At 59.6% G+C, this 26075-nt stretch carries 19 protein-coding genes and 2 pseudogenes; 9 read left to right on the top strand and 12 right to left on the bottom strand.

Going from position 1 to position 26075, the window contains the following annotated elements:
- Positions 1-199 precede the first annotated feature (199 nt).
- The gene (locus RGR602_RS14865) at positions 200-940 is read left to right on the top strand and encodes a metallophosphoesterase (protein WP_052451574.1); all 741 of its coding nucleotides are present in this window, start codon (positions 200-202) and stop codon (positions 938-940) included.
- Here RGR602_RS14865 and RGR602_RS14860 read toward each other — a convergent pair whose 3' ends face one another.
- From RGR602_RS14860 to RGR602_RS14835, 7 genes and pseudogenes are all read right to left on the bottom strand, one after another.
- Entirely contained in the window at positions 941-3289 is a 2349-nt protein-coding gene (locus RGR602_RS14860) for a polysaccharide biosynthesis tyrosine autokinase (protein ID WP_039845745.1), read from the bottom strand.
- 4 nt (positions 3290-3293) lie between these two features.
- Positions 3294-4301: a glycosyltransferase family 2 protein gene (locus tag RGR602_RS14855; protein ID WP_039845744.1), complete on the bottom strand. Its 1008-nt coding sequence runs from the start codon at positions 4299-4301 to the stop codon at positions 3294-3296.
- Positions 4298-5209 carry a glycosyltransferase gene (locus RGR602_RS14850; RefSeq protein WP_407692030.1) on the bottom strand — a complete coding sequence of 304 codons (912 nt, stop codon included), beginning with the start codon at positions 5207-5209 and terminating at the stop codon, positions 4298-4300. Before RGR602_RS14850 ends, RGR602_RS14855 begins: the two co-directional genes overlap by 4 nt.
- A gap of 14 nt (positions 5210-5223) precedes the next feature.
- On the bottom strand, positions 5224-6219 hold the full coding sequence (locus RGR602_RS37210) for a glycosyltransferase family 2 protein (RefSeq protein ID WP_063856003.1): 996 nt from the start codon (positions 6217-6219) through the stop codon (positions 5224-5226).
- A 39-nt stretch (positions 6220-6258) separates the two neighbouring features.
- Positions 6259-7410, bottom strand: a pseudogene (locus RGR602_RS37205) (glycosyltransferase); the annotation flags it as partial.
- Positions 7411-7473: 63 nt separating this feature from the next.
- Positions 7474-8265, bottom strand: a complete 792-nt coding sequence (gene exoK / locus RGR602_RS14840; RefSeq protein ID WP_039845741.1) for an endo-1,3-1,4-beta-glycanase ExoK — start codon at positions 8263-8265, stop codon at positions 7474-7476.
- Between the two features lie 3 nt (positions 8266-8268).
- Positions 8269-9387 (bottom strand): acyltransferase family protein, encoded by a 1119-nt coding sequence (locus RGR602_RS14835; protein ID WP_039846901.1) that lies wholly within the window; start codon positions 9385-9387, stop codon positions 8269-8271.
- A 526-nt stretch (positions 9388-9913) separates the two neighbouring features.
- On the opposite strand from RGR602_RS14835, the gene RGR602_RS14830 reads away from it, so the two are divergent.
- A complete protein-coding gene (locus tag RGR602_RS14830) occupies positions 9914-10873 on the top strand; it encodes a glycosyltransferase family 2 protein (protein WP_039845740.1) in 960 nt (319 codons plus the stop codon).
- Between the two features lie 6 nt (positions 10874-10879).
- Here the strand turns inward: RGR602_RS14830 and RGR602_RS14825 are convergent, their stop codons facing one another.
- Positions 10880-11881 (bottom strand): glycosyltransferase family 2 protein, encoded by a 1002-nt coding sequence (locus RGR602_RS14825; RefSeq protein ID WP_039845739.1) that lies wholly within the window; start codon positions 11879-11881, stop codon positions 10880-10882.
- A gap of 134 nt (positions 11882-12015) precedes the next feature.
- Positions 12016-12303, bottom strand: a complete 288-nt coding sequence (locus RGR602_RS14820) for an exopolysaccharide production repressor protein (protein ID WP_039845738.1) — start codon at positions 12301-12303, stop codon at positions 12016-12018.
- Positions 12304-13072: 769 nt separating this feature from the next.
- Here RGR602_RS14820 and RGR602_RS14815 point away from each other — a divergent pair.
- From RGR602_RS14815 to RGR602_RS14800, 4 genes are all read left to right on the top strand, one after another.
- Positions 13073-13753, top strand: a complete 681-nt coding sequence (locus RGR602_RS14815) for a sugar transferase (protein ID WP_039845737.1) — start codon at positions 13073-13075, stop codon at positions 13751-13753.
- Between the two features lie 76 nt (positions 13754-13829).
- Positions 13830-15095: a polysaccharide biosynthesis/export family protein gene (locus RGR602_RS14810; RefSeq protein ID WP_052451573.1), complete on the top strand. Its 1266-nt coding sequence runs from the start codon at positions 13830-13832 to the stop codon at positions 15093-15095.
- Positions 15096-15106: 11 nt separating this feature from the next.
- Positions 15107-16372, top strand: coding sequence for an O-antigen ligase family protein (locus RGR602_RS14805; RefSeq protein ID WP_039845736.1), 1266 nt, complete (start codon positions 15107-15109; stop codon positions 16370-16372).
- Positions 16373-16417: 45 nt separating this feature from the next.
- Complete coding sequence (locus RGR602_RS14800; RefSeq protein ID WP_039845735.1) at positions 16418-17425, top strand: acyltransferase family protein; 1008 nt, start codon at positions 16418-16420, stop codon at positions 17423-17425.
- Positions 17426-17428: 3 nt separating this feature from the next.
- On the opposite strand, the gene RGR602_RS14795 is transcribed toward RGR602_RS14800, so the two are convergent.
- Positions 17429-20602: an efflux RND transporter permease subunit gene (locus RGR602_RS14795; protein WP_039845734.1), complete on the bottom strand. Its 3174-nt coding sequence runs from the start codon at positions 20600-20602 to the stop codon at positions 17429-17431.
- A complete protein-coding gene (locus RGR602_RS14790; RefSeq protein ID WP_039845733.1) occupies positions 20599-21771 on the bottom strand; it encodes an efflux RND transporter periplasmic adaptor subunit in 1173 nt (390 codons plus the stop codon). Before RGR602_RS14790 ends, RGR602_RS14795 begins: the two co-directional genes overlap by 4 nt.
- A gap of 445 nt (positions 21772-22216) precedes the next feature.
- Here RGR602_RS14790 and RGR602_RS14785 point away from each other — a divergent pair.
- The 3 genes and pseudogenes from RGR602_RS14785 to RGR602_RS14775 all read left to right on the top strand — a co-directional run bounded on the left by RGR602_RS14785 (position 22217) and on the right by RGR602_RS14775 (position 25451).
- Positions 22217-22680: pseudogene (locus tag RGR602_RS14785) on the top strand (MarR family winged helix-turn-helix transcriptional regulator).
- Positions 22673-23914 (top strand): HlyD family secretion protein, encoded by a 1242-nt coding sequence (locus RGR602_RS14780; RefSeq protein WP_039845732.1) that lies wholly within the window; start codon positions 22673-22675, stop codon positions 23912-23914. The pseudogene RGR602_RS14785 and the gene RGR602_RS14780 overlap by 8 nt, the downstream one beginning before the upstream one ends.
- Positions 23907-25451 (top strand): DHA2 family efflux MFS transporter permease subunit, encoded by a 1545-nt coding sequence (locus RGR602_RS14775; protein WP_039845731.1) that lies wholly within the window; start codon positions 23907-23909, stop codon positions 25449-25451. The genes RGR602_RS14780 and RGR602_RS14775 overlap by 8 nt, the downstream gene beginning before the upstream one ends.
- Here RGR602_RS14775 and RGR602_RS14770 read toward each other — a convergent pair whose 3' ends face one another.
- Entirely contained in the window at positions 25452-26039 is a 588-nt protein-coding gene (locus RGR602_RS14770) for a DNA-3-methyladenine glycosylase (RefSeq protein WP_039845730.1), read from the bottom strand.
- Positions 26040-26075 lie beyond the last annotated feature (36 nt).

Below are 26075 nucleotides of genomic sequence, written 5' to 3'. Positions count from 1 at the left end.
TGATAGGAGTGATGGATCACAACCGGGATGATAAGGCCGGTTTTTCTACAAAGTCAGTATGGTTTGAATTTTCTTACCATCTTGATAGAGATGTCCATGCCTGACTATCCCACAAACATTTCACTTCTCGACGGCGCCGCTTTCAGTCAGGCACAGGATTGATTATGGCTCATCCATTGAAGATGACCAAGGGGTTCCCATGATACTATCGTCCGCCCGGCAACGCCTTCAGCTCGATCCCGGCGACAGGCCGATCTATGCCGTCGGCGACATCCATGGGCGGCATGATCTGCTGCAGATGGCCGAACATACCATCGTCAAGGATGCAGCACGCTTGCCCGGCCGCAAGCTCATCATCATGCTTGGCGATTACATCGACCGCGGCCCTTCATCTGCGCAGGTGATTTCGCATCTGATGGGGCCAGTGCCGGAAGGTTTCGACCGGATCTGCCTGACTGGCAACCACGAAATCATGATGCTCGACTATATCGACGGGAAGATTTCGTTTTCCGAATGGATGCGCATGGGCGCCGATTCGCTGCTACGCTCCTATGGTCTCGACGCCGAGCATCTGCCGCTCATCTTTCCGACGGCTTCCAAGCTTGACGGCTTCATCCGCCAATCGCTGCCGCGCCAGCATATCGATTTCCTGCGGGCGCTGCCGATCCTCGTCGATACGCCGGACGTTTTGTTCGTCCATGCCGGCATCGACCCAAATGTTACGATCGACAAGCAGAGCGACGACGACCTCGTCTTCATCCGCGAGCGGTTCCTCGACAGCGGCATCGCGCTGCCGAAGCTTGTCGTTCATGGCCATACGCCCTGCAGCGAGCCGGACGTCCAGCCGCGGCGGCTCAACCTGGATACGCGGGCCTTCAAGAGCGGGAGGCTGACCGTCGCCCGCCTGTGGCAGGGTCGGGTTCACCTCTTCTCCACCTGATCAAGCTTCGGCAGACTGCCGCTTCGGGGGAATTTCCTCCGTGTAGTAGCTGACATATTTGTGGTGGTAGCGCTCCGTTGCGCCGAAGTTGCTGAATTTGCCGAGTTCGGTCATATCCGTCTTGTTGAGGATGACGCCGAGGATCTTCTGCTTGATCTGCGGTTCGGCATTCACAATATCGCGGACCATGCTGGTCGGCGTCTGGCCCCATTCCGTCACGAACAGGAAGCCATCGACCTGGGGCGCGAAGGCCTTTGCGTCGATGACCGGGCCGAGCGGTGCAAGGTCGACGACGATGTAGTCGAACATCTTGCGGGCATGTTCCATCAAGTTGAACATGCCCTGCGAGGCAAGAAGCTCGCTGGTGTGCATCAGGTTGTCGTTCGAAACGACCGGCAGGATCGCAAGCTTGGTGCGGCTGTCCACCCTGACTGCGCTTGCCCACGGTACTTCGCCAAGCACTGCTTCGACCAGACCATGCTGCGGCGGGGTCTTCAGCATGCGCGTCAGGCCCGGGTTGCGAAGGTCCGCATCGATCAGCAACGTGCGCTTGCCGCTGGAGGCAAGCAGTGCTGCGAAGTTCGCCGCGGTCGTCGACTTACCTTCGCCGGGGAGGGCGGAGACGACACCGATGACGCGGTCGCTCTTGCCCTGGAACATGACGTCGCTTGCAAGCTTGGCGTTACGTAGCGTTTCGGCAAAGACCGAGCGGGGCGCTTCGAGAACGATACGCATGATGCGCTCGAAACTCGCGCCGTCTTCTGGCACTTCTTGGGTCTCGGGTAGCGGGGTCTTGCGCGGTTGGAAGACCTTGCGCTCCTTCGGCAATTTGCCGACCAGCGGCAGATAGCCGAGGAACTTCAGGCCCAGGATGGAGCGAACGTCACCCTCGACGCGGAAGAAGCGCTCGCGGAATTCCTGGAATGCCGTCAACGCGCCGCCAGCCATCAGGCCGAGGACGATCGCCAGACCGAGCGTCATCGTCTTCTTGGGGCTCGACGGTGACGTCGGGATACCGGCTTCGGAAATCACACGCGCCTTGGCGATCGGGAAGGACTGTTGCTGTGCTGCCTCCTCGTAACGGCCGAGATAGGCTTCATAAAGCGTCTTCAGCGCGGTTGCCCGCTGTTCGAGGTCGTTGAGCTTGACGATCGACTTGTCGGATTCGGAGTTCTTTCCGGTCAGATGCCGGATGTTTTCCTGCAGCGACTCCTGACGCGATTTCGCAACCTCGAACTCATTGCGGTAGCTGGAGGTAAGCTGCTGGAGTTCTTGGAAGATCTGACGCGTCAGGTCTTCCTTTTCCGTGCGCAGCTGCACCGCCTGCGGATGGTCCGCGCCGAAATTGGTGGTGATCTCCTGCTCGCGGCGGGTAACCCCGATATAACGTGTGCGCAGGTCCTGGATCACGGAATTGTCGGTCTGGCCGGAGGAAATTGCGGCGTTGTTGACCGCACCTTCCGGACCCTGATCGACAATCGACTTGAACTGGTTGTAACGCGCCGAGGCGCTGGCCGCATCAGCCTGCGCGACGATGAGCTGCTTGTTGAGGTCGGCAAGCTGCTGCTCGGACATCAGTTCGCCGTTTGCCGAGGTCAGGCCATTTTCGGTCTTGAACTTTGCGACTTCGAGCGCAGCCTGCTGCGAACGGTCGCGCAGGTCGGCCAGACGTTCCTGCAACCAGACGGAGGCGCGCTCGGTTGCGTCGAAATTCGCGTTGAGCTGGTCGCTCAGATAGGCGTCGGCATAGGCCTTCGTGACCCTTGCCGCCAACATCTTGTCCGTCGAGCGGAAGGCGACGGCGATCACAGAACTGCGGGAAACGCGTTCCACGGCCAGCGCCTGCTGCAGCTTGGCCGCGGCCTTCTGCCGGCGGCCATTGCGGGCATTCTCCTCCGAGGTCGGCGGGCCCCCCGGTGTCAGGGCGCTGACAATGAGGTTCACACCGGATTTCACCAGTTCAAAGGCCCCCTGGCCAGGATCGAGGATGGTACCGTTCTCGGAGAGGTTTTGAGCATCGACGACGCTCAGTGCCAACTCGTTCGACTTCAGAATCTCGACGGCGCTCGCGATCTGCATATCCACCTGCTGGGCACTGGCGGCAGGCGCCTCATCCTCGGCATATTTGGTCATGCTGTCATCGAGCAGGATCTGCGTCATCGATGTGTAGACGGGCGTCGAAAGGATCAGATAGGTGGCAGCAAGCGCCACGAACGCGACGACGCAAAGCGCGATCGAACCGGCGCGTCGAAACAGGATCGCAATCAGCCGATCGATATCGATGAAGCTGTCGGAATCGTCGGACGCTTTCGGTACCGTGCTGTGCAGGGTCAGGTTTCGTTGGTTCATGAGGTCATCCTTTGGGCGAGCGCGGCGCGCCGCCGAACGTTGGAATGTCTGTCTTGAGGCCGGCGAGATTGCGCAATGCCGCGGCCAATCTGTTGATGCGGACAGCGATCGGCATCTTGAGGTGGCGCAGCGCGATCGGATCGCTCCATGCCGCCTTGATCGTGCCGGAGATCGATCTGTTCTTCATGCTGTCGACAAGGAGAAGGAACGATCTCGCCTGCTGCAGGCTGCGTGTCCGGAATTTCTGCGCGGAGGAGGCCTCCACATCGAGCGTATGCTTGTCAAGGAAGACCCTGTCTCCCTCCAACATCGCCTCGATATGCCTAAGTTCCAGCACCCGGGAGATGGAACCCTCGCGGATATTGTAGTCATAGCCGGCAACGGGCTCGACCACGCAGCGCGCGCCAAGCGCCAGTGCGGAGGCGAGGAATACATAGTCCTCGCCGATCCGCAGATTTTCGTCGAAGCGCAATGTGTGCTGCTCGATGAAGGCTCGTTCGAAAACAGGCTTGAGATAGCCAAAATTATGCGTCGTCTGGAAAAGCGCATTGGAGCGAATGAAATCGGCCAGCGTCAGTTCCGGCATGGCTGCCAGCGCGCTCTCGGAAAACATGGTTTCCGGCAGCGTGCCATCGGCGCGGATCACCCGCAGATTGTCGACTGCGATCTGCGCGCCCGCTTTTTCGGCGCGGGCAATCAGCCTGGCCAGCCGCCCCGGTTCGATCGCATCGTCGGAATCGAGTACGGCAAGCCACCGGCCCGTTGCTGCGGCAATGGCTGCGTTGCGCGCTGCAGCCGGTCCGCCGTTCGTTTCGAGCGCGAGCAGACGGACATTCCTGTGCGAATAGCTGCTGGCCACCTCGCGCGTGTCATCGCCCGAGCAATCGTCTGCAACAATGACCTCGACGGTCACGCCGGTCTGCGCGAGCGCGCTTTCGATCGCCTTCGAAAGCGTTTCGGCCGCGTTATATGCAGCCATGATGAAGCTGATGTCGGGCAGCTCTTTCGTCATGCAGTCCCCTCTGCTGCGCCATATTGGCGTATCTCGCGCACGCCGAGCAGGCCGCTGACGACGCCGAGATGCATCGTGCCGCGAAGTGCATAGCGATAGCGTGGAACGGGCACCAGGATGCAGACGAGCGCCACGCCGAGGCAATAACCGGCCTTGGCGGTGGCAAGTCCGATCTGTTTCAGGCGGTTGAGACCCTGATACCTCTCCTGCAATAGACGTCCATGCGTCTGGCCGAAACGGAAACGGCGTTTCACGAGCCATGAAAGCTCCGCCCGTTTTTCCGGCACCGCCTCATAGACCTGCGCTTCGGGAGCATAGGCGATGCGTCCTCCGTCCCGGTGCATATGGCTGAAGAATTCGGTGTCTTCGCCGCCCGTCTTTCCAAGGGCCAGGTTGAAGCGGCGGCCCTTCACATGTTCGGAGCCGAGACGCAGCAGCACGTTGCAGGTGTAGCCCGTGCGGATTTCCTCGCCCACCCAGACCGGCAGCGTCGAATGAAAATCACCTTCGCGCATCCAGGCAGGAGCGGTCGATGCATAGACACTGCGGACCGGGCCGAGGATCGCATCGGCGCCGGTCTTTTCCGCCGCATTCATAAGTTCCACCAGCCAGTTTTCTGAGGCATCCTCGTCGTCGTCGATGAAGGCCAGGAAATCGCCCCTGGCATTTTCGAGGCATGCGTTGCGGGCAATCGAGATGTTGGATGCAGGGCAATGCACATAGGCGATCTCGTGCGGGATCGTCGAGCGGAGCGCGTCGACGCGTTCCTGCGCGCTCGCCGTCACATCGTTGTCGGCAACGATGATGCGCAGGGTGACGTTTTCGGGAACCGCAAGCACGCCAAGCGAAAGCAGCGCCTCATTCAACGAGGCGCGGCGATAGGTGCAAACGCCGATATCGATCTGCATGCGTTGGTCCTTCATCAAGACGCCTTGCGGTTGCGGAAGCTCAGAAGCTCCATCCAGAAACCGGCCGACCAGGCGAAATGCATCACCATGGCCGACAGCGCGGCAAGCGGCCCGTATGGATTGCGCTGGCCGACTGCCATCCAGAAGCCGTAGCCGACGCAGGCGACGGCCCAGAGGCTAAACGGAATGACCGCAATCCAGCTCAGCACGGCCAGAAACGCGCCGATAAAGACCGGAACCACCGCAAGCGGCAGCATCTGGCGAAGGTTCGGCATGCTGCCGTGCTTCAGGATGTTCTTCGCACGGCCCCGGCCGTAGCCGAGATATTGCCGGAAAAGCGTTCCAACGGTTGATCTTGGATAATAGATCATCCGTGTCTTGTCTGTCATCCAGATGCCAAAGCCCGCCTTTTTAAGACGGTAATCCAATTCCGCGTCCTCATTATGGCTGAACGTTTCATCGTAGCCTCCGACGGTCTCGAAGGCGGCGACGCGCATCAGCGCATGGTGGCCGTGATCGGTCCAATGGCCCTTGGCTCCCTCGCGATGCTTCGAGCCGCCATTGCCGAGTTTGGAGTTCTGCGCGAAAGCAGTGGCCTTCTGGAACATCCCGAATCCGATCGTCTCCATGGCGACGACGACCGAATCCGCCTGAGTAAGCTCGGCCTCTTCGACGAGCCTCTGGCAGTAATCCGCCGGATAGTCGCCGTGGGCGTCGATCCGGATCAGGTATTCATAATCGCGGCCGAAGGTCTTGACCGCGAGATTGATGGCTGCGCTCTGAATGCGGCGGGGATTGTCGAGCAGGATGACACGCGGGTCGGTCTCGCTGATACGGCCGACGATCTCACGCGTGCCGTCGGTGCTTCCGCCGTCTGCGACGACGATGCGGGCGTTCAACTGATCAAGCGCCGGGCCGAGCTTTTCGATCAGGGGTTTGATGTGCTTTGCCTCGTTCAGGCAAGGAATGATGATGAGGCTGGCGACGCTGGAAGAAACGTCAGTCTTCATTGCAGTCGACCCTTCTGGAACTGCGGTTGCGGGGTTAGAGGCACCGGCGGCGGCGGACGGTACAAGGCGGGACAGATTGTCGACCAAGGCGCGGCAATCGCTGCAGTCGGCGAGCCAGCTCTTCCGATCCTCGGCGGCGACTGCCGCAGCGAGTGTGCCGTAACGTTCACCGGTCAGGCCGTCGAAAAGCGCTTCGAGGCTTTCGACAGAGGCGTCGTGCAGCGTCAGGCCGATATCCTTGCGGGAGAGGAAGCGAGCCGTCTCGGTGCCTGCGAGCGCAATGGGGACGCTGCCATGGAGGCAACCTTCATAGATCCGGTTGGGAAGCAGCCAGCTGGAATTGAGGCCCTCCTCGAAGAAGTCGATCGCCCAGGAGAAGTGGACGTCGCCGTAGATCGCCGGCAGGTCTTCCGGGTTCTTATACGGTCCCTCGAAACTCAGGTAGGGCTCATTGGCGACGAAGGCGTCGAAATCCTCGAATTCGGAATAGGCCGGCCGGCCACGCAGCACGATGCGGACACGGCCGTTCATCCGGCTGGAGAAATCGGCAAGCAGTTGCAACGACTTGCGACAGCGAAGCGCACCGAACCAGCCAATCTTCCAGGGCTCGCCCTCGTTCGGCGGCAAGCGGAGCGGGGTTGCTTCGGGCATGCCGTTCAACGCGAGCACCTTGTTCTCGACAAGCATGATAGGCGCCTTGAGAGCCGAGCGCGGAACGAAGTAGTTCGCGATAAAGGCGGGCGAACTCGTCAGGATCAGTTTCGCATCTCGCCCGAAATAGGCTTCGGCACGGCGCACAGCCCTGCCGGCTATGCCGTCATTCACGAGAAAGCGATGGATATCGAGGCATTCGTAGACGATCGGCACGCCGCCGAAGAGGTGGCTGGCTCGTTCGGCGACTGCCAGCGATTCCAGATTGCGCCCGATGATCACGTCCGGCCGTTCAACACCATTCAGCAGGCCCCGCAGGCCAGCGACCGCCTTTGCGACAGCGCCCATGCGCTGGCCGAACTTGGCATCGGCGGTCCGGCCAAGTTCGATCGGCGTGAGACCGTTGACGGCGGCAAGCGCGTTCTCGCCGCGCCGGAAGCCGGAAAGCGTCACCGAGGCGCCGCCTTCTGTCAACATCAGCACGCGGCGGCGCACGGCAGGATCGGCCAGATCATGCGCCAGATAGAGGACTTTTAGCATCAATACTCCTTGCGCTATCCCGGATGTCACCGGAGTCCGTTTCGGGTGTGCTGTGTAGAAGGCTTAATTGAGCGTGCAGGCGATCGAATCCTTGAACTGGCATTTGTCACCTGGCGCCGTGTAGGCCACTCTATCGATTTCCATCGTCGTGGGTTGGGTGTAGGCGAATTTGCCCATCCAGTCTGAAAGTTTATCCGTTCCCCAGAGGCTGAAGAAGATTTTCTGCGCGTTCTGAGGAATCTTGGACGGGTCTGTAACGTCCTGGACAAGCTTGCCGTTCAGGTAATAGCGAAGCCTGGTCGGCTCCCAGACGAATGCATAGTCATTGAAGGCCTGATCGGCGCCTTGGTCGACGGGCACGAGCTTTTCGTTACCACCCTTGGCCTTGATGTATTGGTTCACCTGGACACTCGACGTGTCTTTGCCGAGTACCTCGAAGTCGATTTCGTCATGCTGCTGCTTATCGGCAGGGCCGATATAGGTGAAGAAGGCGGAGTTCAGGCCCTTGCCGGTTGCAGACTTGATCCGCGCTTCATAGGTGCCGTAGCTGAAGCGTTTTTTCGTCTGGATCTCGCCGCAGAGATAGTTGCGGTCCTTGGATTTACCCTCGGCGAAGGTCAGCTGCAGCATGCCGCCTTCAGCCTTCACCTGGTTCTTGGACCACGTGCAGTTCTGGTGGGCGCCGTTGTTCCAGCCGTCGGAAACATACCAGACGCTGCGGTCGATCTTATCGAAATCATCGACGAAGGATTTGCCCGTCGCCTGCTGGGCATGGGCGGGGAGGGCGCCGAGGATAAGGGCGCCGATCGTCAAACTCTGGCAAAACAGTCGCGCATGGGCGATTTTGGCCGTCATGTCTCACCTTTGCTGTGGAACGAATTCTGCCGGGACTTCCCGGCGGGAAGCGGATTGAGAGCTCTTCTTGGTCCGGCCGCCGGTCAAAACGGCGTAGAGGCGCGGCGCGTTGGTGCGCACAAAGCTGTTGGAAAGCGCAAGCACTGGAAAGAGCACCAGAAGCGAGCCGCAGAAGAAGAGCGGATAAAAGCCGATGCCTGTCTTTCCCCAGATCATGAAGAATAGGACGAGCAACGGATAATGGGCGCAGAAGATCCAGAAGCTCAAGCTTCCGGTCTTTGCCAGGCGCTGGCCGAGAGGGGTCTTGATCAGCGGTGCCGAGAGCATCCAGAAGCCGGCAGCCCCGCCGATTGCCAGTGCATTGCGGCATAGTTCCACCCAGTCCGGCATCGATGGGCCGCTCATGTAGATCGCGGTTGCAAGCAGCGCCGAAGCGCCAAGCAGCAGCGCCACGCCAAGTGGTGCAAAGCGGTCGAGCGCCTTGATGTCGATGTTGTAGAGGCTCGCATATATGCCGAAAGCGAAGCTGAAGAGGATCGAGCGCTTGATCACGATATAGAGCGACATTTCCGGAATGAGCGCGAGCAGCAACAAAGTCGACAATGTCAAAAGGGGGATGCGCCGGATGAGCCAGGCGAGCAGCGGCGAAAGCAGGATGCAGACGAAGAGGTCGCGCAGGAAGTAAAGCGGGATGTTGGTGGGAAATTCCTCGGCCGCAAAGAGCTGACTGAGAAGGCCACGCACCGATGCGGTCCACGGGCTTACGACATAGCCGTCACCGATGCCGACGCTCAGCATCGCAAGCGCGGCGATGAAGAATGCCGTGTTCCAGATGAGAAACGGCAGGAAAACGGTCTGCGCTTTGGTGCGCACGGTTTTCACATAGTTGAAGCCTTCCATCCCTCCGCGAAACAGCAGGTAGCCGGAAATGGCGCTGAGGCAGGGAACCCCGACACGGAAGAGAGCTTCGCTCAGGAAGACCCGCAGCCAGTCGAAGAAACCGTAGTTTCCGTTGAACGGCGTATTGGCAGGGTCAAACGGTATATGGACGAACACGATGCCCGAAATGAGCACGATGCGCATCAGGTTGATCCGCGAGGATACGTTGGCGTCAACGTTCACGTTATCAGTCACCCCTATTGGGTCGCACCCCCCCTTGCGACCGTTTTCAACGAGAGCAGACACGAGCCCGCAGACCAAAAGCTAGAGCGTTTTTACGGAAGAAAATATGGCACTGCAGCAAAAATGATCGGCAATCCCGTTTCGGGACGGCTGATACGAACGGTTCAGCGACGGCTCTTATCGGGCTTGGCTCTAAGAGAAGGAACTGAAACGCCGATGGGGCAATGTATATCGGAAAGTCATCATAAATTCAAACTGGGGGGCGATGAAACCCGCCGCGATGGGAAAGTTTTGTCGTTTGATGAAGGAATCCATTGGTTTTCACGCGGTGCCGGGGGTCTGAATGTGGCTGAAATGTGGCTATCGCTCCCCGCATGGGTTTATTAGGCACATCGCCGTTTGACAATCGCAGGTGGGCTTTGACAAAATTTCGGCCGGAATGACCTACATCATTTCGCAGTGCAGCAACTTGCTCGGGCGCAGTCTTGACCCTATGTGCCTATCACCGGACTGTTCAGGAGAAAGAATGGCGACCTTCACGATCATCATCCCTTTTTATCAGCGCGAGGACGGCATTCTGCGCCGCGCGTTGGCCTCTGTCTTTGCGCAAAGCTTTCAGGACTTCGATGTGATCGTCGTCGATGACCAGTCGCCTTATCCCGCCGAAAACGAGCTAGAGCCGCTTGCCGAAGGCCAGCGATCGCGGATTGCGGTCGTCAAACAGGCGAATGCGGGACCGGGCGGGGCGCGCAATACTGGCCTCGACAATGTTCCGGCGGCAACGCGCTTTGCAGCCTTCCTCGATTCAGACGACCTGTGGACGCCAAAACACCTGCAGAACGCCTATGATGCGCTGCAGACATTCGATGCCGACTGCTATTGGGCGTCGATCCACGGAGGTGAGGAATTCGACTATCATTTCAGCATCGCCGACCTAGAGGCCACTGAAAAGGCGGTGCGCCTTTGCGAGAACCCGCTGTTGCTCGAGATTCCCGACATTGCCGGCGTGATGCTCAAGAACTGGGCCTTTCTCCACATGTCGTGCATGGTCATCGGCCGGCCGCTGATCGACAAGGTCCGCTTCGACGCGGCACTGCGGCTGGCGGCGGAGGACGTGCTGTTCTTTTGCGATTGCATGCTTGCGGCGCGGCGCGTGCTTCTTTGCGTGGAGGCAGGCGCCTTGCGCGGAGAGGGTATCAACATCTTCCACGGCGTGGACAACGATTCACCGCAGTTTCTCAAGCAGCAGTTCATCACCTGGATGGCGCTCGACCGGCTTGAAAGCCGTTTTTTGAAGCGTCCGCAGGAGATCGAGACCATAAAGGCCTACAAAATCCGTGCGCGGAAGCAGGCGCTCTGGAGCCAGGTGCGGCTGGTGCGCCGGCGGCGCCTGCCGGACTTCCAGATGCTGGCCCGCTGGGCGTGGCGTGATCCGGCCCTGTTTGCAAGTGCTCTGCAGATCGCCGGCGGCAAGCTTTCGAAGTAGCGCTTCCTATTCGGCTGACGACGGCAGCAGATATCTGAGGCCGCCAGCACCTCTGGTGGCGATCTCGACGCCGCCGGGGCTGCGGAAACGTTCCGTCTTGTCCATGAAGATGCCTCCGGCAATCGCCGGAACGGCGAAAGGATGGGCGAGGGCGTAGCGCAAGGCTGCACCAGCGCCCGACTGCTTCTTGATATCGAGGAAATGGCGAAGTTCGTATTTGCCGCGGGCATGGCTCTCGTGGCGGCGCACGGCAGCGGCGGCTTCCGCCGTCAGGCTGCAGTTCGCCAGGATCGCCTGGTCGGCTTCGTAGAGCTTGCGGAGGTCCTCCGTGCGGTGGCTGCCGCTCAACGAGTTGCCACGCACGACAGCACCGTAACCGCAGCTATGGATCACCTTGTAGCGCGCGCCGTTGGCCAGGGCCCGGACGTAGAGGTCGTAGTCCTCCCCAAGACGCATCTCCTCGCGGTAGCGCAGTCTGTGAGCGTCGAGAAACGCGCGCCGCATCACCGGCTTCAGGAAACCGATTTCGCCGCGCCGGACACCGCGCTTGGAAATATTGCCGTCGACGAAGGCCACCAGGTCGAGAAACAGCGGACGGTCCAGGAAATGATCGAGTTGCTGGGGCGCACGCGTCACGGTCTCTGCCTCGACGAAAGCGATATTGTCGGCGACGAAATCCCAGTCGTCGTCCGCAAGCATCCGGCTGAACCGGCCTTCAAAGAAGAAGTCGTCGGCATCGAGTATGCTGATCAGTGGGGCGGTGGAGATTTCGATCGCGTGATTGCGGGCGGCCGATGGCCCTCTGTTCTTTTCGAAGGAAACGACATTCAGGCGATTGCTGCCGTCATCGGCAGCTCTGGCCGCGGCGGCGGTTTCATCGCCGGATCCGTCGTCGATGACGACGACTTCAGCCACTTCATTTTCCCGTAAAGCCGAAGCGACAGCCAATTTGATCGTATCGGCCGCGTTCTTGGCGGCGATGATCACGCAAACGCTTGCCTTAGCCATTTCAACCACGTCTTACCCTCCGTTGTCTCGCGCAAGAGTTAGGACGTCGCCGCTTCTGCGGCAATGCAAAAGACCTTCAAAAGATATTACGGGGTTGGCTGGCGGTTATCGTTGCCGCCCGGAAAGCCTTGTTTTCAGCGATTCAAAGGCTCGGAACCGTTGAAGGGCGAGACAGGAATCTTCTCCTTGTCGTCGCTGCGGGCCGGAATATTGGATGCCGCCGTGCTGCCTTGGGTGTTGCGCGCCTTTGCTTCCTTCCACACGAGGAACAGGACGCCGCCGAAATAGCCCAACTGCAGTAGAACGGCACAGATCACCGTGTCTATCAGTGTCGTTGTCAGTGAGCCGTTCAGCCAATAAGTCGCAACCGCAAAAACGGCCAAAGCGCCGATCATGCTTATAAAAACGCGAGGTGCATACATAACCGTGCCTCCCTTGGGGAGGTTCGTTCAATGAACAGTCATTGAATCGGGCGTCCTCCCTAAGGACCCTTTACTTGTATATTTTAGAAGGCCTTTTGTTTCAACCGAACGAGAGCATTCTTTTTCATCCGTCGTCTGTTTATCTACAGTATTCGGTTTAAGGTTTCCTTCCGGCTTTGGGTAAAATCGACGAAGCCTCGTTAAGGAATGCCGTGACGGGGATTCGGGTGCAAATGTGTCGATTTTACCTCAGGTTGTACCAATTATGACATTGCAAGCGATACTTTGCGTCACATTTGCCTACTGAACCAACGCATGAAAGCCAAATGCGTTCAACTTTTATTACAAAGTTTTTATCTAAATCGATTTGAGTGTGCAGCGCAAAATTGATGGTGCGATGCAATAAATTCAGCGATAAGACAATATAGTTGACCTACTCTCTGCAGTGCCCGCATGGCTTAGGCAAATGTCACCCGAAAGGCGTAGAAAGATTTATTCTTCAATCTTTTTGCGACGCGAAGCAAACACCAAGACCTTTAGTGCGCCGCACAGAGTCTATTCAAAAACATTGCATGCTTTGCATATGTAGTTTAGAGAACCCTTAAAAAAAGAAATGTGATAAAGACACGCCGGAAACGGGCCGTTACACAATCGCCATGAAATTGTGGCTTAAAAAAACAAATTCCGCCCATACACTCCTCATTCGTCAGCGCTAGCTTAGCGGCCTGGGCTTACCGACCAAACGGCAAACATAAGTGGAGTTAACTCTATGAAGTCTGCGACGAGATCGGACAGTACGCCATTTTTTGGCGTGGTTCATGCGAATGTGTTTCCGCCGACTGGCGGGATCATGAAGCGGGCATTCGATATCACGGCTGCCTCGCTCGGGCTCCTTTTCCTGAGCCCGATTTTTCTGATGGTGATGCTGCTTGTAAAGCTCTCCGACAAGGGGCCGGCTTTCTATGGGCATCGCCGTATCGGCCACAACGGCCAGGAGTTCCGTTGCCTGAAGTTCCGGACCATGGTCGTCAACGGCGACAAGGTCCTGCAGGAGCACCTGCGCAACAATCCAAAGGCGATGGAAGAATGGCGTTTAACGCGAAAACTGCAAGACGATCCGCGGGTCACCACGGTCGGAAGCGTGCTTCGCAAGCTCAGCCTTGATGAACTGCCACAGCTCATCAACATCCTTCGCGGTGAAATGAGCGTTGTCGGGCCGCGGCCTGTCGTTCTTGATGAACTGGAACTCTACGAGTCTTCGGCCGTCTACTATCTACAGGCGCGTCCAGGTCTTACCGGACTTTGGCAGATCAGCGGGCGCAACGACGTGTCCTATGCTGCCCGCGTGGCTTTCGACACCCACTACGTCGAAAACTGGTCGCTCATCCGCGATGTGAAGATCATTGCACAGACGATCCCCGCCGTCTGCATGCAGCGTGGCAGCTACTGACAAGCCGCTTCCATATACGCCAAGTAACGTACGGTACTGCTTTTGGCTTGCCGTGCAGATTTACGAGGAAGACTGAATGAGAGAAATCCTGTTGCGCCGCAACCTGCTTGGAAATTCCTTTATGCACGGCCTCGCTTTCGTTGCGGGGCTTAGCATATTGATCGGGTCCTCCGGCTTTGCCCGGGCTGCCGACTACCAGCTCGGCACCATGGACAAGCTGCGCATCCGCGTTGCCGAATGGCAAACGGCGGAAGGCGCGATCCGCGACTGGTCGGTGGTGAGCGGCGATTACACGATCGGCCCCTCAGGCAGTCTTTCATTGCCGTTCGTCGGCGACCTCCCGGCCTCCGGAAAGACGACGGATGCAATCGCCAAGGAAATCGGCGCCGCGCTGCAGAAGCAGTTCGGCCTCAAGGACCGGCCGTCGGCGTCCGTCGAGCTTGCCCAGTTCCGGCCGGTCTTTCTGACCGGCGATGTGGAAAACCCCGGCGAGTATCCCTTCGCACCCAATCTGACAGTCGTGAAGGCCGTCAGCATCGCTGGCGGCCTGCGCCGGGCCGATGCCGGCCAGCGCTTTGCCCGCGATTTTATCAACGCCAAAGGCGACGCCGTCGTCTATACGACGGAGCGCAACCGGCTCATTGCCCGCAAGGCGCGGCTGCAGGCGGAAACTTCCAAGAGCGACACGATCGAAATGCCGCAGGAGCTCAAGGATCTGCCCGAGGCAAAAGCCCTGCTCGCCAGCGAAATGGCGTTGATGAACACGCGCAAGAAGCGGCTCACGCTGCAGCTTCAGGCGCTCGACGACCTGAAATCGCTGTTGCAGGCCGAAATCGAATCTCTCGGCAAGAAGACAGAAACACAGACGCGCCAGCTCGAGCTTGCCAAGGAGGACCGCGACAAGGTCGAAAACCTGGCCGAGAAGGGCCTTGCGCTCAGCGCCCGAAAAATGGCCGCCGAACAGCGCGCCGCCGATACCGAGGCTACCCTTCTCGATATCGATACGAACATCTTGAAGGCCAAGCAGGACATCAGCCAGGCCAATCAGGACGAGATCACCCTGCGCAACGACTGGGACGCCAAGCTGTCGCAGGAACTGCAAGACACCGAATCCGAACTCGACACGCTCAACCTGAAGATTGCCACCAGCGACGCGCTGATGTCGGAAGCATTGGCGCAATCGAACGATGCAGCGCGTTTCGACCCTCAAAATGCCGCCAGCATCAGCTATTCCCTTGTGCGCGAGGTTGACGGCCAGTCGAAGGAAGTTCCGGCCACGGAAAATAGCACATTGCAACCGGGCGACCTGATCAGGGTCACGGCCGGGGTTGCGATGAGATAGCGGAGACCCGCATGCGGATCGCCAAATCGGTGCTGATAAAGCCAGGTGAGAACGAGCTTTACGCCATTCCGGCGGTTGCGCTTTCTCTCTTCTGCTTTGCTTACTCGATCCGCTTCGGGCAGGTGGCGATCCTGTTTTACTATGCCTTGTGGCTGCCGCTCGTCGCCGTCAATTATCGCAAGGTGCTCGGCAGCTATAGCCGCTTCATCTGGCTGTTCGCCTTCGCCGTTTTCGCCTTCCTCTCCGTCTTCTGGTCCGCCGTGCCAAGCGTGTCGCTGAGGGCAAGCATCCAGTACCTGACGCAGGTGGTCTGCGCGCTGATTGCCGTGCGCGTGCTTGATGTCCGCACCCTGACGCTCGGCGTCGTGGCAGGCGCGGCGATCGTGCTGCTGTTTTCGATCCTCTTCGGCTACTACGAATATGACGTGTTGGACGGGACCTACAGTTTCGTTGGCGCCTTCGCATCGAAGAACCAGCTCGGCTTTTATGCCTCACTGGGCATCATCTTCGCCTTTGCCGCCGTCTTCATTTACGGCGAGCGGCGCTTCTGGTTGATGACGTCGGGCATGGTCGGCCTTATGGCGGCCTATTGCCTGCTTGCCTCCCAATCCGCCACCTCAGTCATCACGACGGCGGCGGTCGTTGCCCTGCTGATAGGGTTTCGTGTCGTGCTCATGCTGTCGCCGCAACAACGCAAGCTGCTGGTGGTCGGCGGCGGCGTCGCGGCTGTCATCCTGGTGGTGGCGGGCGTCTATCTAGGCGCTGTCGACGCGGTCTTGGGCATCTTCGGCAAGGATTCGACCCTGACGGGCCGCACCTATCTTTGGCAACAAGGTATTGGGGCTGCGGCGCAGAACCCGGCCATTGGCATCGGCTATCAGGCTTATTGGGTTCAGGGCTTCGCAGAGCCTGAGCGGCTATGGAAGGAATTCTTCATCGCCTCGCGAGCCGGTTTCCATTTTCATAATACCTACATCGAGACGGCCGTTGAACTCGGTCTGATCGGCGTGCTCATCCTTGCCGTTACGATCATCGCGACGCTTTGGGGGCATCTGCGCCGGCTGATCGAGGATGTGCGCAACGATGAATCCTATTTCCTTTTCGGCATCACCGTGCTGCTTCTGATCCGTTCTTTCGTGGAGATCGACGTTTTGACGCCCTATAACGTCGGTACCTTCCTTCTTTATTTTTCCGCGGGCAAGCTTGTCGGCGCGCGCCAGCGCTCGGCGATGGCCGGCCTGCACCATTACCAATCTGCTAAGCCTGTTCGTTCCTGATTTTTGCACGTACGCCGCAAAAAAGCGGCGCAACGAGGGATATGCATGAAGACCCTCTACGGGATCCAATATTTGCGTGCCTTTGCGGCACTGGCCGTCGTCGTTTTCCATGCGGCTGAACGAAGTGGCGGGCACTTCACGATCGGCGCTGCCGGCGTCGACGTCTTCTTCGTCATCAGCGGCTTCATCATGTGGGTGATTAGCGACCGCAAGCCGCTGACGCCGCATCGCTTCCTTATTGACCGCATCCGCCGCATCGCACCCTCATACTGGCTGGTGACGCTCATCATGATCGGCGGAGCGATGGCAGGATTGTTTCCGAACCTGCAGCTCGACGCAGGCCACGTCCTGGCCTCGTTCGTCTTTGTTCCTATGCACTCGCCGAGCACCGGCGAGATCTGGCCGATCCTGGTTCAGGGCTGGACGCTCAATTTCGAGATGTTCTTCTATGTCCTATTTGCCGGCGCCTTGTTCCTGCCGCGCCAATGGCGGCTGCCTTTCCTCTCCGTTGCGTTCGGCTTCTTCTTCGTGGTCGGCCTGATCTGGAAGCCGTCTTCGCCGATGCTCGCCACCTATACGCGGCCAATGATCCTGGAGTTCCTCGGCGGCGTCTTCATTGCCGAACTGTGGTTGCGGCGCTGGACCGCCGGCAATAGTCTCGGGCTTGGCTGCGTCGGCGCCGCACTGTGCGGTTTTGCGGCGATTCACCTGATGGGTGCCGGGTTCGACGAATTCATATGCGGACCGCTGGCGATGGCGCTGGTGTTCGGCATGGTCTCGCTGGAGTCCGACGGCAGCATCGGCCGCGTGCCGCTGCTCACCTATCTCGGTGATGCGTCCTATTCCATCTATCTGTGGCATACGTTTGCGGTATCGGTTGCCATCAAGGTTGCAGGAATTCTCAAAATTCCGGGCGGAATTGCCGTGCTTGCGGCCATTTGCGGTGGAACGTTGCTCGGAATTGCGGCCTATGAGATAGTCGAGAAGCCGCTGCGCAAGCTCCTGTCCAACGAAGCACCCAAGCGCCGCCCGCTTGAGCAGCGCCCTTCGTAATGATCAACCTGTTTCTTCGACCGGTTGTCCTTTCGGCGCCACTTTGCGGCGGCGCGCGCGCAGCACGACGTAGAAAACAGGGGTCAGGAAGAGGCCGAAGATCGTAACGCCAAGCATGCCCGAGAAGACGGCAGTACCGAGCGATTGGCGCATTTCCGCGCCTGGCCCCGTCGCGATCATCAGAGGCACGACGCCGAAGATGAAGGCGAATGCCGTCATCAGGATCGGGCGCAGGCGCAGATGGCTGGCCTCGATCGCCGCCTCCACCGGCGTCTTACCGTCCTCTTCCGCTTGCCTCGCGAATTCAACGATGAGGATCGCGTTCTTTGCCGCAAGGCCGATCAGCACGATGAGGCCGATCTGGGTCAGGATGTTGTTGTCCATCCCGCGAAGATGCACGCCCAAGAGCGCCGCAAGGATCGCGAGCGGCACGATCAGGATGATCGCAAGCGGCAGCACCCAGCTTTCATATTGCGCCGACAGCGCCAGAAAGACGAAGATCACCGAAAGCGCGAAAATATAGATGGCCGTATTGCCTGTGCCGCGTTCCTGAAAGGCGAGCTCGGTCCAGTTGAAGGTCGTTCCCGAGGGCAGTAGCGAACCCGCGATCTTCTCCATGCTGTCGAGGGCGGTGCCGGTCGACACACCCGCCGCCGGATTGCCCTGTAGCGGTACCGAAACATACATATTGTAATGCTGGACAAGCGCTGGACCGCTCCGGTCCTCAACCTCGATGAGGGTTCCCAACGGCACGAGCGCGCCCGTCGCCGAGCGGACCTTCAGGGCAAGGATGTCGTCCCGCTCGAGGCGGAATTCCTGATCGGCCTGCGCCCGCACCTGATAGACCCTGCCGAAAGCATTGAAGTCGTTGACATAGGATGTGCCCAGATTGATCGAGAGCGTATCGAATATGTTCGAGATCGGGACGTTCAGCATGCGTGCCTTGTCGCGATCGATATTGAGAAAAAATTGCGGGCTCGATTCGGAGAAGGTCGTGAAGACGCCGGTCAGCCCGGGTGTCTGATTGGCGGTACCCATCATCTGCTGGGCAAGGGCCAGAACGCGCCGCATGTCGCCGCTTTCCAGGTCCATCAGCTGCATCTTGAAGCCGCCGGAATTGCCAATACCCCTGACCGACGGCGGCGGGATGGCAATGATGAAGGCTTCCTGGATGCTCTGCAGGTTTTGGTAGAGCTGACCGATGATCCGGCCAGCGCTCAGACCCTGCTCAAGCCTGTGTTCGAAGGTGTCGAAGGGTGCAAAGACAACGCCTTGATTGGACGCGTTGGTGAAGGTGGCGCCGCTGAAGCCTGCAAAGGCCACCGCGTTTGAGACGCCGGGCGTGTTGCGGATGACTTCCGCCGCCTGCTGCACGACGGCATCGGTTCTGTTGAGCGAGGCGCCCTCGGGCAATTGGAGGACGACGATTGCATAGCCCTGGTCCATATTGGGGATGAAGCCACTGGGGACGATTCGACCCATGTAGTAGGTCGATCCCAGCAGTCCCGCAAATACCAGCAGTGCACAGAACAGAGCAGTCTTTGTCGAAACGGTACGGCGAACAATCCATGAGTAGCCGTTGCTCATTCCCTCGAAACCGCGATTGAAGCCGTTGGCGAGGCCGCGGCCCAGTCGCGTGAACGGATTTCGCGTCTCCTTCGCATGTTCTTCGTGCGGCCGCAGCACGAGCGCAGCGATGGCTGGCGACAAAGTCAACGAATTGACCGCCGAGATTGCCGTTGCGACCGAGATCGTCACCGCAAACTGCCGGTAGAACTGGCCGGTAATGCCTGGGATGAAGGTCGTTGGGACGAACACGGCGATGAGTACCAGGGAGATGGCGATGACCGCCGTTCCGACCTCGTCCATGGTCACATGCGCCGCTTCCCTCGGCGTCATGCCCTTGGCCAGATTTCGCTCGACGTTCTCGACGACGACGATCGCATCGTCTACCACGATGCCGATAGCGAGCACGAGCCCGAAGAGCGTCAGCATGTTGAGCGAGAAGCCGAAGGCGAGCAGGAAAGCGAAAGTGCCGATCAGCGACACCGGGATCGCGACGATGGGGATGATGGCCGTGCGCCAAGACTGCAGAAAGACCAGCACCACAATTGCGACCAGCACGGCCGCTTCGAAAATGGTCTTGTAGACCTCTGATATCGACTCGGAAATGAACTCGGTCGGATTGTAGACGATGTTGTAAGCCAGCCCTGGAGGAAAATCCTTGGCGAGCTCTTCCATGTTCGCCTTGATTTCGGCGGCGGTAGCCAGCGCGTTTGTGCCCGGACGCGAGAAGATGCCGAGCGCCACCGCCGGCTTGCCGTCGAGGTAGCTGTTGGTGACGTATTCCTTGGCCCCGAGCTCGATGCGGGCAATGTCCTGCAGCTGTACGAGGCGGCCGTCCTCCGTCGCTTTCACAATGACGTAGCGGAACTGCCGCGCATCGGAGAACCTGCCCTGCGTCGTCACGGTGTACTGGAATGCGTTTATGCCCGAAGCCGGCGGCCCGCCGATCGAGCCACCCGAAACCTGCACGTTCTGTTCGCGCAAGGCAGCCACCACATCGTTCGGGGTCATGCTGTAAGCGGCCAGCCTTTGCGGATCGAGCCAGATGCGAAGGGCATATTCGCGCTCGCCGAAGATGGTGAGGTCTCCGACGCCGTCGAGACGCACCAGCACATCGCGGATGCGGCTGCGGGCGTAGTTTGAAACGTAAAGCTGATCGTAGCGGCTGTTCGGAGACAGGATATGCACGACCATCATCAGGTCGGGCGAACTCTTCGCGGTGGTGACCCCGTTGCGGCGAACCTCATCGGGCAGGCGCGGCTCGGCGATCGCTACCCGGTTTTGGACGAGAACCTGCGCCGTATCCAGATCGGTACCGAGCTTGAAGGTGATTGTCAGCGACATCGACCCGTCGTCAGTCGAGTAGGAGGACATGTAGAGCATGTTCTCGACGCCGTTGATTTCCTGTTCGAGCGGCGTTGCGACCGTGTCGGCGACGGTCTGGGCGTCGGCGCCGGGATAGTTGGTGCGCACGACGATGGTGGGCGGTGCTATTTCGGGAAACTGCGCCACCGGCAACTGGAAATAGGCGAGGCCGCCGAGAATGAGCAGAACTATGGAGAGGACGGACGCGAAGATCGGCCGGTCGACAAAGAAATGCGCGAACCTCATTGCGCGAACTCCATGCCTGCGGCTTCCGGCGGGATGTCCTCGCGGCTCTGCGGCAGCTCGGTCATCTGCGGCGTGATCTTGGCTCCGGGGCGGGCACGCATCAAACCGTTGATGACGATGGTTTCCTTGCCGTCCATGCCTTCTCGGATGGCGCGGTAGCCGTAAAGCCGCGGGCCGGGGCGCACGGGCTTGGTGGAAACCGTGCCGTCTTCGCCGACGACATAAACGACGCGCTGGTTCTGGTCAGTGCCGATCGCCTCGTCCGGCACCAGAATGGCTTTGTAGACGTTGGACGCCTCCACCTGCACACGGCCGAAAAGGCCCGGCTGGAGCACGAAGCCCGGGTTGTCGAAGCGGGCGCGGACCCGCATCGTGCCGGTCTGGCTGTCGACCCGGTTTTCGGCGAAATCAAGTTTGCCTGTGAACGGCTTTTCGTTGGCATCCGTGATGCGGACCTGCACCTCAAGACCGCCGCCGCCCTGCTGAAGGTCGCTGCCGCGCGCACGCGCCGTCTGCGCGAAATTCAACAGCCTGCGCTCGTCGACGTCGAAATAGAAGTCGATCGGATCGAGCGAAACGATCGTCGTCAGCACCGACTGGTCGGCCTGCACGAGGTTGCCGACCGAGATCAGCCGCCGGTCGATGCGGCCGCTGATCGGGGCGGTAATCTTCGTATATTCGAGATCGAGCGTGGCCCGATCTGCCGTGGCCTGGGCGCCGCGGACATTGGCCTGAGCGGATACCCATTCGCGGCGCCGGTCATCGAGCGTCGAAACCGACTGGCTGCCGCTGGTTGCGAGTGATTCTGCGCGTTTGAACTGCGCTTCTGCGTAGATCAGTGTCGATTTGGCGACTTCAAGCGCAGCGGTTGCCTCATTGAACGCGGTGACAAAGGGGCGCTGATCGATGACGAAGAGCAAGTCGCCTTTCTTGACCATCGTGCCATCGGTGAAATGTACTTCCTGCAGGTAGCCGCCGACGCGCGCTCGCACCGAGACCTCGTCGACTGCCGCGAAGCGGCCGATGAACTCGTCGCTGTCCACCACATCGCGAACGACGGGTTTTGCAACCGTGACGGGCGGAGCAGGCGGAGCGTCCTGGGCAATGACGACTGCGGGAAAAAGGATAAGGCAAGTAAGAGCAAGGGCTTTACGAAGAGAGTAAGGCATAGCGATCCCCCATTCTGGGCGGCCGGTATGCCGCCAAACTTATGCGGTAACGATGCGATTCATATCTGCTGTGTCGAACCCGGCTTTCCCGCCTTCGTCTTGCTGCTCTTGTCACGCACCGGCCGTTCGGGCAGGGGGTGCCAGCTTGCAAAAAAGGCCGAAGGTCTGCTCCGGTAACTCTATGAAATCGGACTATAAACGTCAGTAGGCAAAAATTGCAAACCCCAATCGCCGCCAACTTAAGAATCTTGCCGGTCGACGAACAGCTCTCCTGCAAGACGTCCTTCCAACCCGAAAACCCTGGTTCTGAAAGCCCGTCGTAACCGTGCCCTGCGGCATTTTGGCCGCAACTGCAAAATCTGTGGCCGATGATCTTGTGCGTCGCACATGCTCACTATATCTACCAACATTATAAGCACACTTATAAATAGCTGGCATAGCTTTCATGAGCGCCCATCCGCCCCTCGGTTTTGTTCTGCACGACGTCGCCCGCCTGCTTCGCAAGCGGTTCGAGCAGCGGGCTAAATCCCTTGGGCTGACCCGCTCGCAATGGCAAACGCTTGCCTATCTCGCGAACAACGAGGGTATTCACCAGGGTGGGCTTGCCGAAATCCTCGAAGTCGAGCCGATCACGTTGGTGCGAATTCTCGACAAGCTTGCCGAGCGCGGACTTGTCGAACGGCGGCAGCATCCGGCGGACCGGCGCGTCTGGCTTTTATACATGCGTGACGAGGCATTGCCGCTGCTTGCACAAATGCGGGTGATCGGAGAAGCCACGCGCCGCGAAGCCCTCGACAGCGTCTGCGCCGAAGCGCGCGAACAGCTCTTTCAACCCTATCGTTGATGAAAACAAATCTAGTGCAGGCGTGCCGCACACCGGCCGCCGGGAATGAGCAGAACCATGGTTGAAAAATCCTCCCTCCGCGTCGTTGACGCCAACGCCAAGAATGCGACCGAAGACAACGATCCCACCGAAGACAAGGAAGTCTCCGAAATCCAGGAAACGGTAGCCGAAGCGCCTTCATCCAATTCAGCGCCGGCCACCGCAGTGGCTGCGCCCGACGGCATCAAGGTCCGCCGTCGGCGCAGCCTCACCCGCCCCGTGCTGTTTGCGCTGCTGCCAATTGCCCTTGTTGCCGGCGGTTATTTCTACGTGAATGGCGGGCAGGTCATGTCGACCGACAATGCCTATATCCAGGCGGATATGGTCGGCCTGACGACGGATGTTTCCGGCATCGTCGACCAGATCAACGTTCACGAGAACGAAAGGGTGAAGGCCGGGCAGGTGCTCTTTAGCCTGAAATCCGACAGCTTCAGGATCGCGCTCGACGGCGCAAAGGCGCAGCTTGGCGTCCAGCGCAACCAGATCGAAAACCTGAAGGCCAGCTACCGGCAGTCGCTTGCGGAAATCACGCAGGCGCAGGCCGACATTTCGTATTTCCAGGCGCAGTTCGATCGTCAGCAGAGCCTCGTCAACAGTTCGGCCGCGACACGTGCCGCCTATGATGAAGCCAAGCACGATCTCGATGCCGCGCTTCAAAAGGTTGCCGTCGCCAGGGCGCAGGCTGCAACAACGCTTGCAGCGCTCGGCGACGATGCAAGCCAGCCGGTCGAGCAGAACCCGCTCTACCTGCAGGCAAAATCAAATGTCGACAATGCCCAGCGCGAACTCGACCATAGCGTCGTCAAGGCGCCGTTCGACGGTGTCGTAACCAATGTCAACGCGCTGCAGGTCGGCTCCTACCTGCAGGCCTCGCAACAGGCCTTCTCGCTGGTTGCGACCAGCCGGCTTTGGATCGCTGCAAGCCCGAAGGAAACCGAGCTTACCTACGTGAAGCCGGGCCAAGAGGCGAGCATCTTTGTCGACACCTATCCGGGCGTCGAATGGAAGGGCAAGGTCGAAAGCATCAGTCCGGCATCCGGCTCCAGCTTCTCGCTGCTTCCGGCGCAAAACACCACTGGCAACTGGGTGAAGGTCGTGCAGCGTATTCCGATGCGTGTCAGCATCGACGATGACGACGGCAAGCCGCCGCTTCGCGTCGGCATGAGCACGATCGTCGATGTCGATACCGGCCATGCCCGCGGCCTGCCGGATTTCGTCAACATGCTGTTGGGCCGCGAAGCCGGCAAGGGCCATGAGTAACGCTGCAACATCTCCCGCCGGCCCGGTTGCCAATCGCGGTGCGATCACGGCCTGCGTCATTCTCGCCGTCATCATGCAGGCGCTGGACACCACCATCGCCAACGTCGCGCTGCCCTATATCCAGGGCAGCGTTTCGGCCTCGGCCGACCAGATCAACTGGGTCCTGACTTCCTATATCGTCGCGGCTGCCATCATGACGCCGCCGTCGGGCTTCCTCGCCGCCAAGTTCGGCCGCAAGAACGTGCTCCTGACGGCAATTGCGGGCTTCGTCGTGGCATCGGTGCTTTGCGGCGTAGCGCAATCATTGCCGCAGATCGTCGCCTTCCGCCTTCTCCAGGGCCTCTTCGGGGCTGCTCTCGTACCGCTCTCCCAGGGCATCCTCCTCGACATCTATACGGTCGAGGAGCGCGGCTCGGCCATGGCCTTATTCGGCGTCTCGGTCATGGTCGGGCCGGTGCTGGGGCCGGTCATCGGCGGTTGGCTCACCGACAACATCAGCTGGCGCTGGGTGTTCTATATCAACGTGCCGATCGGTGCGCTCGCCTTTGCGGGCATCGTCATCTTCGTCAGCGAAACGAAGCGCGATGCGCTTGCGAAGCTCGACTGGTTCGGGTTTGGCATGATGAGCCTCTTCATCGCCGCGCTGCAGCTGTTCCTAGACCGCGGTGAACAGCTCGACTGGTTCTCGTCCGGCGAGATCATGGTCGAAGCGATCGTCTGCGCGGCAGCCTTCTATCTGCTGCTGGTTCATACGCTGACGGCCGAAAAGTCCTTCGTGAATCCACGATTGTTTCTCGACCAGAATTTCGCGATCAGCATGGTTTTCATCTTCGTGGTCGGCGTCACCTATCTCGCCTCGCTGGCGCTGATGACGCCTTATCTGCAGACGCTGATGGGCTATCCGGTCATCACGGCCGGCATCGTCATGGGGCCACGTGGCATCGGTACCATGCTTTGCATGTTCATCGTCGGGCGATTGATCGGCAAGGTCGATACCCGCTGGCTCCTCGTGTTTGGCCTCGGCCTTACGGCCTGGGCAATGTACGACATGACGGGTTGGACGCCGGACGTCTCGCAGTGGACGATCGTCTCGGTCGGTTTCATCCAGGGTGCCGGTCTCGGCTTCTTGTTCGTGCCGCTGACGACGATCGCCTTCTCGACGCTGCCGGCGCATATGCGCAGCGAGGGCACGGGCCTCTACAATCTTTCCCGCAACATCGGCTCGAGCGTCGGCATTTCGATCGTCTCGGCACTGATCGTCGAGAATACGCAGAGCAATCACGCTTCGATCGCGGCCTATGTCACGCCGTTCAACCGCGCCTTTGATACAGCCGCCGCGCAGTCGCTCAGCCCGCTCACCGCGGCGGGCCGGGCTTCGCTCAACGAGCTCATTACGCTGCAATCGACGATCATCGCTTACATGGACGACTTCAAGCTCCTGATGCTGATGTCGCTTGGGGTGATGCCTCTGGCGCTCATCTTGCGCAAACCCAAGGCGGCGCCCGCATCAACGGATCACAGCGCCGTCATGGAGTGATCAGCGGAACGGCTTGCTCAGATATCGCGAGCCCTGAATGCCGAAGCGCCATGGAACTTCGGCATTCTTCGTTATGCCGATGCGCGTGCCCGAGGCGATCGGAACCGGCGCCGAGGGAAAGATTGCAAAAGGCGGGCGGTCGAGCAGGCGGTTGTTGACCGCGATATCGATATCGAGCGCCTGGCAGAGCTTGCCGGGACCGCTGCAGAGACGGGTGAGCACATCGGTGCCGCGGCGCTCGATCATCCCGGCGATACCGTTTTGCGGTTCCAGCGCGCGGATGAGGACGGCCGAGCCCGGCGTGCAGACGAAGTTCAGGCACCAGTACATGCCGTAGATGCGGTAGATATAGACATTGCCCGGCGGGCCGAACATCGCTCCGTTGCGCCTGGTCGGTCCGCGGAAACTGTGCGAGGCCTCGTCGTGCGGGAAATAGGCCTCCGTCTCGGTGATGCGCCCGCCCGCATCGTTGACGAGCAGGTGGCAGCCGACGAGATCGCGTGCGACGGCGATCGCATCGCGCTCGAAGAAGCCTCGAAGGTCACGACCGGTCAAGGGAGCGTTTCCAATGGCACCTGTGTTCGTCATTCAAGTTCCCGTCGTTTGATTCCGGCCGATATCATC

Source organism: Rhizobium gallicum bv. gallicum R602sp (assembly GCF_000816845.1).
Lineage (GTDB): Bacteria > Pseudomonadota > Alphaproteobacteria > Rhizobiales > Rhizobiaceae > Rhizobium > Rhizobium gallicum.
The sequence above is the reverse complement of the archived record's forward strand: the minus strand, read 5'-3'. Positions and strand labels throughout refer to the sequence as shown.

Bases quoted from the DNA above. Each gene is read 5' to 3' on its own strand.
- RGR602_RS14860 (WP_039845745.1), bottom strand. From the start codon at position 3,289: ATGAACCAACGAAACCTGACCCTGCACAGCACGGTACCGAAAGCGTCC.
- RGR602_RS14825 (WP_039845739.1), bottom strand. From the start codon at position 11,881: ATGGCTAAGGCAAGCGTTTGCGTGATCATCGCCGCCAAGAACGCGGCC.
- RGR602_RS14770 (WP_039845730.1), bottom strand. From the start codon at position 26,039: ATGACGAACACAGGTGCCATTGGAAACGCTCCCTTGACCGGTCGTGAC.
- RGR602_RS14780 (WP_039845732.1), top strand. From the start codon at position 22,673: ATGGTTGAAAAATCCTCCCTCCGCGTCGTTGACGCCAACGCCAAGAAT.
- RGR602_RS14790 (WP_039845733.1), bottom strand. From the start codon at position 21,771: ATGCCTTACTCTCTTCGTAAAGCCCTTGCTCTTACTTGCCTTATCCTT.
- RGR602_RS14795 (WP_039845734.1), bottom strand. From the start codon at position 20,602: ATGAGGTTCGCGCATTTCTTTGTCGACCGGCCGATCTTCGCGTCCGTC.
- RGR602_RS14850 (WP_407692030.1), bottom strand. From the start codon at position 5,209: ATGCAGATCGATATCGGCGTTTGCACCTATCGCCGCGCCTCGTTGAAT.
- RGR602_RS14800 (WP_039845735.1), top strand. From the start codon at position 16,418: ATGAAGACCCTCTACGGGATCCAATATTTGCGTGCCTTTGCGGCACTG.
- RGR602_RS14830 (WP_039845740.1), top strand. From the start codon at position 9,914: ATGGCGACCTTCACGATCATCATCCCTTTTTATCAGCGCGAGGACGGC.
- RGR602_RS14805 (WP_039845736.1), top strand. From the start codon at position 15,107: ATGCGGATCGCCAAATCGGTGCTGATAAAGCCAGGTGAGAACGAGCTT.
- RGR602_RS14820 (WP_039845738.1), bottom strand. From the start codon at position 12,303: ATGTATGCACCTCGCGTTTTTATAAGCATGATCGGCGCTTTGGCCGTT.
- RGR602_RS14865 (WP_052451574.1), top strand. From the start codon at position 200: ATGATACTATCGTCCGCCCGGCAACGCCTTCAGCTCGATCCCGGCGAC.
- RGR602_RS37210 (WP_063856003.1), bottom strand. From the start codon at position 6,219: ATGAAGACTGACGTTTCTTCCAGCGTCGCCAGCCTCATCATCATTCCT.
- RGR602_RS14815 (WP_039845737.1), top strand. From the start codon at position 13,073: ATGAAGTCTGCGACGAGATCGGACAGTACGCCATTTTTTGGCGTGGTT.
- RGR602_RS14775 (WP_039845731.1), top strand. From the start codon at position 23,907: ATGAGTAACGCTGCAACATCTCCCGCCGGCCCGGTTGCCAATCGCGGT.
- RGR602_RS14855 (WP_039845744.1), bottom strand. From the start codon at position 4,301: ATGACGAAAGAGCTGCCCGACATCAGCTTCATCATGGCTGCATATAAC.
- RGR602_RS14810 (WP_052451573.1), top strand. From the start codon at position 13,830: ATGAGAGAAATCCTGTTGCGCCGCAACCTGCTTGGAAATTCCTTTATG.
- exoK (WP_039845741.1), bottom strand. From the start codon at position 8,265: ATGACGGCCAAAATCGCCCATGCGCGACTGTTTTGCCAGAGTTTGACG.